We start from the raw sequence: 14,934 nt of genomic DNA on the forward strand, positions 1-14,934 counted from the left end.
AGGCACCGGGCCGGGTCAGTTGTCATACCCCAGGTTCGGTGCCAGCCAGCGTTCGGTCACGGCAAGGTCCTGGCCTTTGCGCGCGGTGTAGCTCGCCACCTGGTCCTTGTCGATCTTGCCCACGGCAAAGTACTGCGCCTGCGGGTGGGCGAAGTACCAGCCGCTGACCGCCGCCGCCGGGAACATTGCGTAGTGCTCGGTGAGGAATACGCCGCTGCGGCCGGCGTGCATTTCGCGGGCTTCAGGGTCGAGCAATTGGAACAACTGGGCCTTCTCGGTGTGGTCCGGGCACGCCGGGTAGCCTGGGGCAGGGCGGATACCGCTGTACTGCTCCTTGATCAACGCGTCGTTGTCCAGTTGCTCGTCCTTGGCGTAGCCCCAGTGTTCCTTACGTACCTGCTGGTGCAGCCACTCGGCGCAGGCCTCGGCCAGGCGGTCGGCCAGGGCCTTGACCATGATCGAGTTGTAGTCGTCGCCGGCGTCCTGATAAGCCTTGGCGACTTCTTCGGCGCCGATGCCGGCGGTGGTGATGAAGCCACCGATGTAGTCGGTCACGCCGCTGTCCTTGGGCGCGACGAAGTCGGCCAGGGAGAAATTCGGCTTGCCGTCGGTCTTGATGATCTGCTGGCGCAGGTGGTGCAGCTTCGCAATCGGCTGGCCATCGTCGCCGTAGACTTCCAGGTCGTCGTCCTGCACCTGGTTGGTCGGCCAGAAACCGAACACCGCGCGGGCGCTGATGAGCTTCTCGTCGATCAGCTTCCTGAGCATTTCCCGGGCGTCGGCGTACAGCGCAGTGGCGGCTTCACCGACCACTTCGTCCTCGAGTATGCGTGGGAATTTGCCAGCCAGGTCCCAGGAGATAAAGAACGGCGTCCAGTCGATGTACTCGGCCAGGACGTTGAGGTCGATATTGTCCAGCACCTTGGTGCCGGTGAAGGTTGGCTTGACCGGTGTGTAGCTGCTCCAGTCGAACTGCGGCTTCTTGGCGATGGCCGCCGGGTAGCTCAGGCGCTCGGTGCGCGCGCTGCGGTTCGAGGTGCGTTCGCGTACATCGATGTATTCCAGGCGGGTCTTCTCGACAAAGCCGGCCTTCAACTCCTTGGACAGCAGTTGCGTGGCCACGCCCACCGCGCGGGAGGCGTCGGTCACGTAGATCACGGCATCGTTGCTGTACTTGGGCTCGATCTTCACCGCCGTGTGCGCCTTGGAGGTGGTCGCGCCGCCGATCATCAGGGGCAGGTGGAAGTCCTGGCGCTGCATCTCGCGGGCCACATGCACCATCTCGTCCAGGGACGGCGTGATCAGGCCGGACAGCCCGATAATGTCGCACTTCTGCTCCTTGGCCACCTGCAGGATCTTCTCTGCCGGCACCATCACGCCGAGGTCGACGATGTCATAGCCGTTGCAACCGAGCACCACGCCGACGATGTTCTTGCCGATGTCGTGCACGTCACCCTTTACGGTCGCCATCAGGATCTTGCCCTTGGCTTCCGGCTTGTCGCCTTTTTCCAGTTCGATGAACGGGATCAAGTGCGCCACGGCCTGCTTCATCACGCGGGCGGACTTCACGACCTGGGGCAGGAACATTTTACCGGCGCCGAACAGGTCGCCGACGATGTTCATGCCTGACATCAGCGGGCCTTCGATCACTTCGATCGGGCGCGCGAACGACTGCCGGGATTCCTCGGTGTCTTCGACGATGTGGGTGGTAATGCCCTTGACCAGCGCATGTTCCAGGCGCTTGTTCACGTCCCAGCCGCGCCATTCCTCGGTCTCGGCTTCCTTGACGCTGCCGTCGCCTTTGTATTTGTCGGCAATGGCCAGCAGGGCGTCGGTGCCGTCCGGCGTGCGGTTAAGTACAACGTCTTCCACTGCGTCGCGCAGTTCGGTGGGGATCTGGTCGTAGATCTCCAACTGGCCGGCGTTGACGATCCCCATGGTCAGGCCGTTGCGGATCGCATGCAGCAGGAATACCGAGTGGATCGCCTCGCGCACCGGGTTATTGCCACGGAACGAGAACGACACGTTGGACACGCCACCCGAGGTCAGCGCGTACGGCAGCTCGTCGCGGATATACGCACAGGCGTTGATAAAGTCGACGGCGTAGTTGTTGTGTTCTTCGATACCGGTGGCGACCGCGAAGATGTTCGGGTCGAAGATGATGTCTTCCGGCGGGAAGCCGACTTCATCGACCAGGATGTCGTAGGAGCGTTTGCAGATTTCCTTCTTGCGCGCTTCGGTGTCGGCCTGGCCGGCTTCGTCGAACGCCATCACCACCACCGCCGCGCCGTAGCGCTTGCACAGCTTGGCGTGGTGAATGAACTGCTCGACGCCTTCCTTCATGCTGATGGAGTTGACGATGCCCTTGCCCTGGATGCACTTGAGGCCGGCCTCGATCACTTCCCACTTGGAGGAGTCGATCATGATCGGTACGCGGGAGATATCCGGCTCGCCGGCAATCAGGTTGAGGAAGGTCACCATGGCCTTCTTCGAATCGAGCATGCCCTCGTCCATGTTGATGTCGATCACCTGGGCGCCGGCTTCCACCTGTTGCAGGGCGACTTCCAGGGCTTCGGTGTAGTTGTCTTCACGGATCAGGCGGGCAAAACGTGCGGAACCAGTGATGTTGGTGCGCTCGCCGACGTTGACGAACAACGACTGGCGGTCGATGGTGAACGGCTCCAGGCCCGACAGGCGGCAGGCCTTGGGGATGTCCGGGATCTGCCGTGGCGGGTAGCCGGCCACCGCCTTGGCAATGGCTTCGATATGCCCCGGCGTGGTGCCGCAGCAGCCGCCGACGATGTTGAGGAAACCGCTCTGGGCGAACTCCTCGATGACCTTGGCGGTTTGTGACGGCAGCTCGTCGTACTCGCCGAATTCATTGGGCAGGCCGGCGTTGGGGTGCGCGGAAACGTGGGTGTTGGCCTTGTTGGACAACTCTTCCAGGTACGGGCGCAGCTCGCTGGCGCCGAGGGCACAGTTCAGGCCCACGGAAATCGGCTTGGCGTGGCTGACGGAGTTCCAGAACGCTTCGGTGGTCTGGCCCGACAAGGTGCGGCCGGAAGCGTCGGTGATGGTGCCGGAGATCATGATCGGCAATTCGATGCCGAGCGCTTCGAACACCCCCTGCACGGCGAAGATCGCGGCCTTGGCGTTGAGGGTGTCGAAAATGGTCTCGATCAGGATCAGGTCGGCGCCGCCTTCGATCAGGCCCTTGGTGGCCTCGGTGTAGTTCTCCACCAGTTCATCGAAGGTGACGTTGCGGTAGCCGGGGTTGTTCACATCGGGCGACAGCGAGCAGGTGCGGCTGGTCGGGCCGAGTACACCGGCAACGAAACGCGGCTTGGCCGGGTTCTCGGCGGTCTTGGCATCGGCGATCTTGCGCGCCAGGCGTGCGCCTTCGACGTTCAGTTCATAGGCCAGCGCTTCCATGCCGTAGTCGGCCATGGAGATGCGGGTGGCGTTGAAGGTGTTGGTTTCGAGGATGTCGGCACCGGCATCCAGGTAAGCCTTCTCGATCCCGCCGATCACATCCGGGCGGGTGAGCACCAGCAGGTCATTGTTGCCCTTGACGTCGCTCGGCCAATCGGCGAAACGTTTACCCCGATAGTCTTGCTCCTCCAGCTTATAGCTCTGGATCATCGTGCCCATGCCACCGTCGAGGATCAGGATGCGTTCCTTGAGGGCTTGGTGAAGGGCTTGCAGGCGAGCGCTACGATCGGACATGGGACTACTCTGGTCAGGCATTACGGAGGGCGTGGATCATAACAAACCTGTGCGGATTTGGAGCATGCCAAGGTTTTGCATGAATATCGTTCATGTTGGCGCGGGTGGCGGATCGGTAGAATCCCCAGGTTTTTTTATTTTGGCTTCAGATCGGGACCAGGCTCATGCCGTATCGTTTCCTCATCAGCATTGCATTGATGCTGCTTGCCACTACCACCCAGGCCCAGGATCCCGCCCCGGCGATTTCCTACACCCGTGATATCCAACCGATTTTTACTGAGAAATGTGTGGCGTGCCATGCCTGCTATGACTCGGCCTGCCAGTTGAACCTGGGCAGTGGCGAGGGGGCCGCCCGTGGCGCGACCAAGGTGCTGGTCTACGACGGTGAGCGCAGCCAGGCGACCAAGCCGACGCGGCTGTTCTACGACGCCTTTGGCAAGGCCGCCTGGCAGCGCGAAGGCTTCAGTTCGGTGCTCGACGCCCAGGGCAGCCAGGCGGCCCTGATGGCGCGCATGCTCGAACTCGGCCAGCACCGCGCGCCGCTTGCACCCAATGGCAAGCTGCCGGATGACATCGTGCTGGGGCTGAACCGCGAGAACATGTGCCCCTTGCCCGGAGAGTTCGACGCTTATGCCGGCGCGCACCCCAACGAAGGCATGCCCCTGGCCGTGACCGGCTTGAGCGACCAGCAATACCACACCCTGCAACGCTGGCTGGCCTCGGGTGCGCCGATCGACCAGCAAGGCGTGGCGCCCAGTGCCCAGGAAGCGGCGCAGGTGCTGCAATGGGAGAACCTGCTCAATGCCCCCGGCGCCCGGGAAAGCCTGGTGGCCCGCTGGTTGTTTGAGCACCTGTTTATTGCGCATCTGTATTTCGAAGGCGGTGAGCCAGGGCACTTCTTCCAGTGGGTGCGCTCACGGACGCCCAGCGGCCAGCCGATTGACCTGATCAACACCCGTCGCCCCAATGACGACCCCGGCACTCGTGTTTACTACCGCCTGTGGCCAATACAAGGGGTGATCGTCCATAAGACCCACATCACGTACCCGTTGAGCGCGCAGAAAATGGCGCGGGTCAAAGCCCTGTTCTACAGCGGCGACTGGCAGGTCAGTGCGTTGCCGGGCTACGGCCCTGGCCGCCGCGCCAACCCGTTCGAGACGTTCGAGGCGATCCCGGCGCAGGCGCGTTACCAGTTCATGCTGGATAACGCCGAGTATTTTGTCCGCACCTTCATCCGCGGGCCCGTATGCCGGGGGCAGATTGCCACGGATGTGATCCGCGACAATTTCTGGGCATTGTTCCAGGCGCCCGATCATGACCTGTACATCACCGATGCTCGCTATCGCGGCCAGGCCACGCCATTGTTGGCGATGCCTGGGCAAAATGACGACGTGGGCAGTGTGCTCAGCCTATGGCTCAAGTACCGCGACAAGCGCAACCAGTACGAAGCCCTGCGTCGCGACAGCTATGCCGAACTGCCAGCACCGAGTTGGTCGACGCTGTGGGCTGGCAACGACAATGCGCTGTTGAGCATCTTCCGCCACTTCGACAGCGCCTCGGTCAACAAGGGCCTGATCGGTGAGGTGCCGCAGACGCTGTGGCTATTCGACTATCCGTTGCTCGAACGCACCTATTACCAACTGGTGGTCAACTTTGACGTGTTCGGTAATGTGTCGCACCAGGCCCAGACTCGCCTGTACTTCGACCTGATCCGCAATGGCGCCGAGCAGAACTTCCTGCGCCTGATGCCGGCGAACTCGCGGGATGATTTCCTCGACGATTGGTACCAGAACAGCGGCAAGGTCAAGCTGTGGCTGGACTATGAGTCGATCGACGACGATAAGCCCACCGGCCTGAAGCTTGATGAAAAGGACCCCAAGCGCGACTTCGCCAACCAGCTGCTGGCCCGCTATGGCGACCTCAATGCCGCCCCGGACCCGATCAATCGTTGTGCCGGCGCGTACTGCTCACGGCCGGGGATCGACCCGGCGTTGCGCGACGCCGAGCAGGCCCTGAGTCGCCTGACATCGCGCCCGGCGGCGGGGCTCAAGGTCATTGGGCAACTGCCTGAAGCGACGATGCTGCGCGTCGAAACCCGCAGCGGCCAGCGGGAGGTCTACAGCCTGCTGCGCAACCGTGCCCACAGTAATGTGGCGTTCATGCTGGGTGAGGCTTATCGCTATCAGCCGGGCCTGGATACGCTGACGATCTACCCAGGGGTGCTCGGCAGCTACCCGAACTTCATGTTCAACGTGCCAGCCGAGCAAGTGCCGGAGTTCGTCGCGGCCATGGAGGACGCCAGGGACGCCCAGGGTTTCGAGAAGATTGTCGACCGCTGGGGCATACGTCGCAGTCATCCGCAGTTCTGGCAGTACTTCCATGACCTGTCGACCTACATCCGCGAAACCACGCCGGTGGAAGAAGGGGTGCTGGATATGAACCGCTATGAAAACCTCTGACGTGGCTGTTGAGTCTTTTCCGACAAAATTACTGGGACTTTGTACCTGCGTAATATTTTGGCGTAAACTGCCGGCAAGCCTGTGAGGAGTTTCCATGACTGCCATAACCATTACCGACGCCGCCCACGATTACCTGGCCGACCTGCTGTCCAAGCAGAACACCCCAGGTATCGGTATCCGCGTCTTTATCACCCAGCCTGGCACCCAGTATGCCGAGACGTGCATTGCCTACTGCAAGCCCGGTGAAGAAAAGCCGGAAGACACCGCCCTGGGGCTGAAAAGCTTCACCGCGTATATCGATGCCTTCAGCGAAGCCTTCCTTGACGATGCCGTGGTGGATTACGCCACCGACCGCATGGGCGGCCAATTGACCATCAAGGCTCCGAACGCCAAGGTGCCGAACGTCAACGCCGACAGCCCGGTCAACGAGCGTATCAACTACTACCTGCAAACCGAGATCAACCCAGGGCTGGCCAGCCACGGCGGTCAGGTCAGCTTGATCGACGTAGTAGATGACGGCATTGCCGTGCTCAAGTTTGGTGGCGGCTGTCAGGGCTGCGGCCAGGCCGACGTGACGTTGCGCGAAGGCATCGAGCGCACCCTGCTGGAGCGGATTCCGGAGCTCAAGGGCGTACGCGACGTGACCGACCACACGCAGAAAGAAAATGCCTACTACTGAGTAAGGCGTTCACTGCGAACAAAAAAACGGCGCCCCGTGAGCGCCGTTTTTTATTCTTAAAATTCAGCTATTTACGCAATCTATCTAACGCTGAATATCAAGTGTGGGAGGGGGCTTTCCCCCGATAGCGGTGCCTCAGTCGCCTCATGAGCAGGCTGACACACTGCCATCGGGGGCAAGCCCCCTCCCACATTTTTTGCATTTATTCAGTTAAATCAGTGTGTTGTTGATGATTTGTGAATTAAAAAATCAAATTCGAATGCTGACGCTATCTCCCTGACAAGGAGGGTCAAATGTGGGAGGGGGCTTGCCCCCGATAGCGGTGCCTCAGTCGCTTCTTGAGCAGGCTGACACACTGCGATCGGGGGCAAGCCCCCTCCCAAATTTTTTTGCATTTGTTCATTTAAATCAATGCATTGTTTTAGTTTTATAAAGTGAATTATCAAGGTCGATAAAGGTGCGCATGCCCCGCCCGATACAACGACGACTCACTGAAACTGTCACTCGCCAGCACCCGGCCCACCACGATCAGCGCCGTACGCCGAAAGCCCTTGGCGGCGACTTTGTCGGCAATATCGCTGAGTGTGCCCACCGCCCAATCCTGATCCGGCCAGGTTGCCCGGTGCACCACGGCAATCGGGCAATCCGCGCCATAGTGCGGCAGCAGCTCTGCGACGATCTTCTCCAGGTGGTTGACCCCCAGGTGGATCGCCATGGTGGTGCCGTGGCGGGCCAGGCTGTCGAAGTCCTCGCCGGCCGGCATGCGGGTTTTATCGGCGTAACGGGTCAGGATTACGCTCTGGGCGATGTCCGGCAAGGTCAGTTCGGCCTCCAGCAGCGCGGCACAGGCGGCGACTGCGGTCACGCCCGGAATGATCTGGAACGGGATGCCCAGCTCGCGCAGATGACGAATCTGCTCGCCGATCGCCCCATACAGGCTCGGATCGCCGGAATGCACCCGCGCCACATCCTGGCCGTTGGCGTGGGCGGTCTTGATCAGCTCGATGATCTGCGCCAGGTGCAGTTCGGCGCTGTTGACCACCAGTTGCGCTTGATGCCCCTCCAGCACGGCCGCCGGTACCAGCGAACCGGCATAGATGATCACCGGGCAACTGCGGATCAGCCGTTGGCCTTTGACAGTGATCAATTCCGGGTCGCCGGGGCCGGCACCGATGAAGTAGACGGTCATGGAGGATTCCTGTCGAAAAACGGGCGAGCATGAAGATTGCTCATGATCGGAAGACGCAATTATCGATTTTTCAGCCGGCGCAGGCCAATGCAAAGGTGGCCTGGGCGGTTTTCTTGCGGGTGATCAGCAAGCGGGCAGGGCCTGGGGAGAGCTGTTCGGCCAGGGCCAGGGCGGCGCTTTCGGCGATGCCGTAACAGCCGGTGTGGGCAAAGGCGACCGCTGATTTATGGCTCAGACGGCCTTCATACGCGGCCAACTGTTCGGCGCTGAAGCACTGCAATGGCAGGTTCAACCTATGCGCCAGGGCCAGTAACCCCGGCTCGTCCTGTTTGCGGTCGAGACTCGCCAGTGCGGTGATGTGCTGGCGCTCGATACCCGCTTCGGCGAGGGCCGTGTCAAACAGCGCCAGCAGGGCGTGCAATTCGCAGCCCCGCTGGCAACCGAGGCCGACCGCGAGTTTCATGCCGAGTATTGATCGTCGCGGTTGCGGCGAAACAACCAGGCGCTGATCAGGCCGAGGGCCAGCCAGAAGGCGACGTTGGTCAACTGCGAGGCGATCTTGAATTGTGCTTCCAGTGCCTCTGGCGCCAGCATCGAATGCACTTGCGGCTGCGGGGCGCCGATTACGTGAGGCACCACGAGGATCGCCACGCCCAGCCCTTTAAGCAGCCAGTTGCCACCGAACACCAACAGCGCAATACCGGCCGCAGTGGAGGCGGCCGTGCCGATCCACCAGATCTGGCGTTGCGCCAGGTCGGCGGCGGCCGTGCCCGGCAGCTCGGGCGGCAGGCCCAGGGTCGGCGCCAACACAAAGGTCGCGTAGCCGGCCAGGCCCCACAGCAAGCCTTGGGCCGTGCGGGTCGGTGCGCGCAGGGTATAGAGGCCGGCCAGCATCAGGGCGAAGCCGACGGCGACCACCAGGTTGCCGCCGGTGGTCGACAGCACACGCTGCCAGCCGTCTTCCGGCTCCCAGGCTTCGGCGTCGTGGGTGTGCGCAGCGGCGCCAGCGGCATGCTCGTGCACGACTTCAGTCGCGGCCGGGGCCTTTTCGAAGGTTTCCGCCTGCAGAATCAGCGGAGCGACCCAGAAGCTTTGCAGCAGGGTCAGCAGCAGGGCGGCCAGCAAGCCGGTGAACCCTGCGGTTTGCGCAATACGTTTGATCATGTCGGCAGGTCTCAGTGGCACGGGAACGCGGCGCTGTGGCGAGTATCGTGGGCTGCGTTGTGCACCGCCTCGATATGCGAGAACCCGGCGAAATACACCAGGCACGCGCCCAGGATCGAGGCGCCGATGGCGGCGGTCAGGCGTTGGCTGAGGGTGGCGGTACTGCTGGCGGTGTGCGAAGTGCTGCTGATGATCGACATGGCGCGTCCCTATCGTGTTCAGGGTGAAACGAGCGCATGCAAACCCCGCGAGCCGGGCACGCAGGGTTTTAACAGCGCCCGCCCACCGCGGGTTTGTTATCTGATGTTATTCGGGCCGGTCTCCGGGCTTGCGAGGGACACTGGGTCTATAAAGCGTCGCCTTCCCATGCCGTACAGGCACAGTGGATCTGACGCTTCACTCGCTTACCGTTGCGGGGGCAGCACCGGACTGGTCATAAGGCTATGACTCACCGGTTTCCCGTTTCACCCTGTGAAGGGCACCCGAAACAAGGCGTGTAGGAAAGCATGCAGAGCGACGGTAGTCAAATTGACCGAGCCCCTGTAGCCTTGCACCTTCGAGGTTCTTCGGCCCAGGCCGAAGCTAAGAAGGGAACGCGGTTCAAGCCGCGGCTGCCCCCGCAACTGTGAAGGGTTTATCTGACTGCCACGCCACTGCCATTGCGGCGGGAAGGCGCAGCCAGCGCCGGTCGCAAGACCCGCAAGCCCCAAGCCAGGAGACCTGCCTCGCAACCGATTTTCCAATTCAACCGGGCGGGGTGATCCGGTGACGAAATCTGCTGCTGCGCGCCACGCAGGGCCTATCGTCCCGTATGCCCGCCCCCAAGGGCATCCGATGAAAACACTGGCCAAACTTCCCGTCACTATCGTTACCGGCTTTCTCGGCTCGGGCAAAACCACCTTGCTGCGCCACATGCTCGATAACGCCCAGGGCCGTCGCATTGCGGTGATCGTCAACGAATTCGGCGAGTTGGGCATTGACGGTGAGATCCTCAAGCAATGCTCGATCGGTTGCACCGAGGAAGAAGCCAACGGCCGCGTGTATGAACTGGCGAACGGCTGCCTGTGCTGCACCGTCCAGGAAGAGTTCTTTCCGGTGATGCGCGAACTGGTGGCCCGTCGCGGCGACCTCGACCATATCCTCATCGAAACCTCGGGCCTGGCCTTGCCCAAGCCCCTGGTGCAAGCCTTCCAATGGCCGGAAATCCGCAGCGCCTGCACCGTCGACGCGGTGATCACCGTGGTCGACAGCCCGGCGGTGGCCGCCGGCACCTTCGCCGCCTTCCCGGACCAGGTCGATGCCCAGCGCAAGCTTGATCCGAACCTGGACCACGAATCCCCGTTGCATGAACTGTTCGCCGACCAGTTGGCCAGCGCCGACCTGGTGATCCTCAACAAGTGCGACATGATCAGCCCCGAGGACCTGGCCCGCGTGCGCCTGGAAGTGGCCGAAGAGCTGCCACCCGCGGTGAAGATCGTCGAAGCCAGCAGCGGTCGCCTGCCCCTGGACGTGCTGATTGGCCTGGGCGCCGGCTCCGAAGAGCATATCGACGGCCGCCACAGCCATCACGATCATCACCACGACGGTGAAGACGACCACGACCACGACGCGTTCGACTCCATCTCCATCGACCTGCCCCAGGCCGATGAGGCACTGTTGCTCGACGCGCTGACCCAGTTGGTGGTGCAGCACGGCATCCTGCGTGTCAAAGGCTTCGCGGCGATTCCGAACAAGCCGATGCGCCTGCTGATCCAGGGCGTGGGCACGCGTTTCGACAAGCACTTCGACCGCGCCTGGGGGGCCGACGAGGCGCGTATCACGCGCCTGGTGCTGATCGGCCAGGCGCTGGACGCGGCCGGCCTCGAAGCGCAATTGCGCGCAGCGCTCAACGTTTAACCCATGCACCTGCTCAGGACTCAACCCGGCGGCTTCGTCGCGGACGACAATATCGCCGACCTGGGGCAAACCCCCGCCGAGCTGGTGATTCTGTGCAGCGGCGATTCCAGCCTGGCGCTGCTGGCCGAAGCCGCCCAGCAGTTGCCCGAGGACTACCCGAGCCTGCGCCTGGCCAACCCCATGCAGGTGCAGAACCACGCCTCGGTCGATCTGTATGTCGATGAAGTGCTGCGCCATGCCAAGGTCATCCTGATTTCGCTGCATGGTGGCATCGGGTATTGGCGCTACGGTATCGAGCGCCTGGTGGCGCTGGCCGAGCGCGGCGTCACGTTGATCCTGGTGCCCGGTGATGATCGCCCGGACCCGGAACTCAGTGGCCTCAGCACCGTGGCCGCTGAGGCACGCGACCGCTTGTGGCAGTACCTGCGCCAGGGTGGCCTGGGCAATGCCCTGGATTTTTATCGCTGCCTGGCCAGCGCTTATCTGCAGCGTGACTACGCCTGGGCCGAGCCACACACTCTGCCGCGCACTGCGATTTATCACCCGCATCAAGCCAATGCCCGCCTCAATGACTGGCAAATGGAGTGGCACCCGGAGTTTCCGGTGGCGGCGGTGCTGTTCTATCGCTCTCATTTGCAGGCGGCCAATACCGGCTTTATCGATGTGTTCTGCCAGCGTTTGCAGGCAGCGGGCCTTAACCCGTTGCCGGTGGCGGTGGCCAGTTTGAAAGAGCCCGGCTGCCTGGCGGTGGTCGAGGATTGGCTGGATGAAGTCAATGCGGCGGTGATTCTGAACACCACCGGCTTTGCCCAATCCAGCCCCGAAGCCCCCCATCTACGCCCGTTTCGCCGCAATATCCCGGTGATCCAGGCGATCTGCGCCCAGGACAACCAACCCGGCTGGCAAGCCAGCGAACAAGGCCTCGGCCCGCGCGACCTGGCGATGCACATTGCCTTGCCGGAGCTGGACGGGCGGATTATCAGCCGGCCGATCAGCTTCAAGGACCTGGCCTGGCGCAGTGAGCGCAGCCAGTCGGACGTGGTGTGCTACCGCGCCGCGCCGGAGCGTATGGACTTTGTTGCCGAACTGGCGCGGCGCTGGGTCGAACTGGCGCGGGTGCCGAATGGGGATAAGCGTATCGCGCTGATCCTGGCCAACTACCCGACCCGGGATGGCCGCATCGGCAACGGCGTGGGCCTGGATACCCCGGCCGCCGCGCTGAATATCCTGCGCGCCCTGCACAGCGAAGGTTACCCGGTGCCGGAGACGCTTCCCGACAGCGGCACGGCGCTGATCCATGAACTGCTCGGCGGTGTCACCAACGACCTGGACAGCCTCGACCTGCGCCCCTGCCACCAAAGCCTGGGGCTGGACGACTACGCGGTGATGTTCAGCCGCTTGCCCGAGGCCAACCGCCAAGCGGTACTGGCGCGCTGGGGCTCGCCCGACAACGACCCGATGTGTCGCGACGGCCGCCTGATGATTGCCGGCCTGCGCCTGGGCCAGACGTTCGTCGGTATCCAGCCCGCACGCGGCTACCAGGTGGACGCCAGCGCGGTGTATCACGACCCGGACCTGGTACCGCCGCATGCTTACCTGGCGTTTTACTTCTGGTTGCGCCACACCTACGGCGCCCACGGCGTGATCCATGTCGGTAAGCACGGCAACCTGGAATGGCTGCCGGGCAAGGGCGTGGGGCTGTCGGAAAACTGCTGGCCCGACGCGTTACTGGGCCCGCTGCCGAATATCTACCCGTTTATCGTCAACGACCCGGGCGAGGGCGCCCAAGCCAAGCGCCGCACCCAGGCAGTGATCATCGATCACCTGATGCCGCCGCTGACCCGTGCCGAAACCTATGGGCCGTTGCGCGACCTGGAGCTGTTGGCCGACGAATACTACGAGGCGCAATTGCTCGACCCGCGCCGCGCCCGTGAGCTGCAAAAAGACATCCTCAAGCTGGTGCGCGAAACCCGCATCGACCAGGAACTGGAACTGGACAGCGACGCCGACGCGGCGATCTGGTTGCCGCGCCTGGATACCTACCTGTGTGACTTGAAGGAATCGCAGATACGCGATGGTCTGCATGTGTTTGGCGAGTCGCCCGCAGGCCGCTTGCGTATCGATACCTTATTGGCGTTGCTGCGCATCCCGCGTGGCGACGGGCGTGGCCCGCAATCGAGTTTGCTGCGCGTATTGGCCAAGGCGTTCGAGCTGGGTTTCGATCCGCTGGACTGCGCCTTGGCCGAGCCGTGGACCGGTCGCCGGCCCCAGGTCCTGCAAACGATCGATCCACAGTCATGGCGTACCGCCGGCGACACCCGCGAGCGCCTGGAGCGCTACGCAGCGCGCTTGATCGAGCAGGCGCTGGAAGGCCCGCTCGAACAGTTGGAAGAACCGGGTTGGGAGGCTGTGAAAGCGGTCATCGAAAGCCTGCGCATCGTCGTGGCGCCGCGCCTGGATGCTTGTGGCCCCGCCGAAATGCGTGGCCTGCTGGATGCCTTGAGTGGTCGCTTTGTGCCCGCCGGGCCCAGTGGCGCGCCGAGCCGGGGGCGCCTGGACGTGCTGCCCACCGGGCGTAACTTTTTTACCGTGGACGTGCGTAACCTGCCGACCACCACAGCCTGGCGCATCGGTTTTCAATCGGCCAACCTGATTCTCGAGCGGCATTTGCAGGACCATGGCGACCACCTGCGCCAGCTTGGCCTGTCGGTGTGGGGCACCGCCACCATGCGTACCGGCGGCGACGATATCGCCCAGGCCATGGCGCTGATGGGCGTGCGCCCGGTGTGGGCCACGGGCAGCCAGCGCGTGGATGATTTTGAAATCCTGCCGATCAGCCTGCTGGATCGCCCGCGCGTCGACGTCACGCTGCGGGTCTCCGGGTTCTTTCGCGATGCCTTCGCTAACCTGATCCGCCTGTTTGATGCAGCGGTGCAGGCGGTGGCGGCACTGGATGAGCCGGACGACATGAACCCGCTGGCGGCCAAGGTGCGCAGCGAGCGTGCGGCGTTGCTTGAGTCGGGCCTGGACGAAGAGGCGGCGGCGAAGCAGGCTGGCTGGCGCATCTTTGGCGCCAAGCCCGGTGCCTATGGCGCGGGTGTGCAGGGTGCGATCGACGGCCGCCTGTGGCAAAGCCGCGAGGACCTGGCCGAGGTCTACCTGAACTGGGGCGGCTATGCCTACGGCGCTGGCGATGAAGGCACCGCCGCCCGCGAGCAGTTCGCCCAGCGCCTGAGCCAGGTGCAGGCGGTGTTGCAGAACCAGGACAACCGCGAGCATGACCTGCTCGATTCAAATGACTACTACCAGTTCCAGGGTGGCATGCTTGCCGCCGTGGAAACCCTGAGTGGCGACAAGGCCGCCAGCTACCATGGCGACCACAGCCAGCCGGATTTGCCCAGGGTGCGTACCTTGAAGGAAGAGCTGAACCGGGTGATCCGTTCCCGCGCCGCCAACCCCAAGTGGATCGAAGGCGTGAAGCGCCACGGCTATAAAGGTGCGTTCGAGATGGCGGCGACCGTGGACAACCTGTTTGCCTTCGACGCCACCACCGCGTTGATCGACGATCACCAATACGCCTTGCTCGCCGACGCCTACCTGCTCGACCCCGATACCCGGGCGTTTGTGCAGCAGCACAACCCGGATGCCCTGCGCGACATGACCGAGCGCATGCTCGAAGCCCAGCAGCGGGGCATGTGGCAGGCGCCGGGGGCGTACCGTGAAGCCCTGGAAAACCTGTTGCTGGATATAGAAGAAGACAGTTAGAACACGAGATGCCCTTGCTGTGGCAAGCCAGGCTGTTGTGGCAATCGGGCTTGTTG

Annotated in this window: 9 protein-coding genes and 2 riboswitches; of the genes, 4 read left to right on the forward strand and 5 right to left on the reverse strand. The window is 63.0% G+C overall.

The features are described 5' to 3' along the window. Positions 1–15 precede the first annotated feature (15 nt). A complete protein-coding gene (gene metH / locus AC1Q6I_RS14155) occupies positions 16–3,726 on the reverse strand; it encodes a methionine synthase (protein ID WP_069075865.1) in 3,711 nt (1,236 codons plus the stop codon). A 164-nt stretch (positions 3,727–3,890) separates the two neighbouring features. On the opposite strand from metH, the gene AC1Q6I_RS14160 reads away from it, so the two are divergent. Beyond that, positions 3,891–6,185 carry a fatty acid cis/trans isomerase gene (locus AC1Q6I_RS14160; protein WP_102625397.1) on the forward strand — a complete coding sequence of 765 codons (2,295 nt, stop codon included), beginning with the start codon at positions 3,891–3,893 and terminating at the stop codon, positions 6,183–6,185. 94 nt (positions 6,186–6,279) lie between these two features. Beyond that, on the forward strand, positions 6,280–6,864 hold the full coding sequence (gene nfuA, locus AC1Q6I_RS14165) for a Fe-S biogenesis protein NfuA (protein ID WP_003190728.1): 585 nt from the start codon (positions 6,280–6,282) through the stop codon (positions 6,862–6,864). 442 nt (positions 6,865–7,306) lie between these two features. On the opposite strand, the gene cobM is transcribed toward nfuA, so the two are convergent. The 4 genes from cobM to AC1Q6I_RS14185 all read right to left on the reverse strand — a co-directional run bounded on the left by cobM (position 7,307) and on the right by AC1Q6I_RS14185 (position 9,417). Beyond that, positions 7,307–8,053, reverse strand: coding sequence for a precorrin-4 C(11)-methyltransferase (gene cobM / locus AC1Q6I_RS14170; protein ID WP_102624235.1), 747 nt, complete (start codon positions 8,051–8,053; stop codon positions 7,307–7,309). Positions 8,054–8,123: 70 nt separating this feature from the next. Beyond that, positions 8,124–8,516, reverse strand: a complete 393-nt coding sequence (locus AC1Q6I_RS14175; RefSeq protein ID WP_024075126.1) for a cobalamin biosynthesis protein — start codon at positions 8,514–8,516, stop codon at positions 8,124–8,126. Beyond that, positions 8,513–9,217 (reverse strand): CbtA family protein, encoded by a 705-nt coding sequence (locus AC1Q6I_RS14180; protein WP_041160918.1) that lies wholly within the window; start codon positions 9,215–9,217, stop codon positions 8,513–8,515. The genes AC1Q6I_RS14175 and AC1Q6I_RS14180 overlap by 4 nt, the downstream gene beginning before the upstream one ends. 11 nt (positions 9,218–9,228) lie before the next feature. After that, a complete protein-coding gene (locus AC1Q6I_RS14185; RefSeq protein WP_024075128.1) occupies positions 9,229–9,417 on the reverse strand; it encodes a CbtB domain-containing protein in 189 nt (62 codons plus the stop codon). A gap of 96 nt (positions 9,418–9,513) precedes the next feature. Beyond that, positions 9,514–9,718, reverse strand: a riboswitch (cobalamin riboswitch). Between the two features lie 41 nt (positions 9,719–9,759). Beyond that, positions 9,760–9,959: riboswitch (cobalamin riboswitch) on the forward strand. Positions 9,960–10,051: 92 nt separating this feature from the next. On the opposite strand from AC1Q6I_RS14185, the gene cobW reads away from it, so the two are divergent. Further along, positions 10,052–11,113, forward strand: a complete 1,062-nt coding sequence (gene cobW, locus AC1Q6I_RS14190; protein ID WP_024075129.1) for a cobalamin biosynthesis protein CobW — start codon at positions 10,052–10,054, stop codon at positions 11,111–11,113. 3 nt (positions 11,114–11,116) lie between these two features. After that, a complete protein-coding gene (gene cobN, locus AC1Q6I_RS14195; RefSeq protein ID WP_024075130.1) occupies positions 11,117–14,878 on the forward strand; it encodes a cobaltochelatase subunit CobN in 3,762 nt (1,253 codons plus the stop codon). The last annotated feature ends 56 nt before the right edge of the window (positions 14,879–14,934 follow it).

The sequence above is a fragment of the Pseudomonas sp. MPR-R2A5 genome (assembly GCF_058793055.1).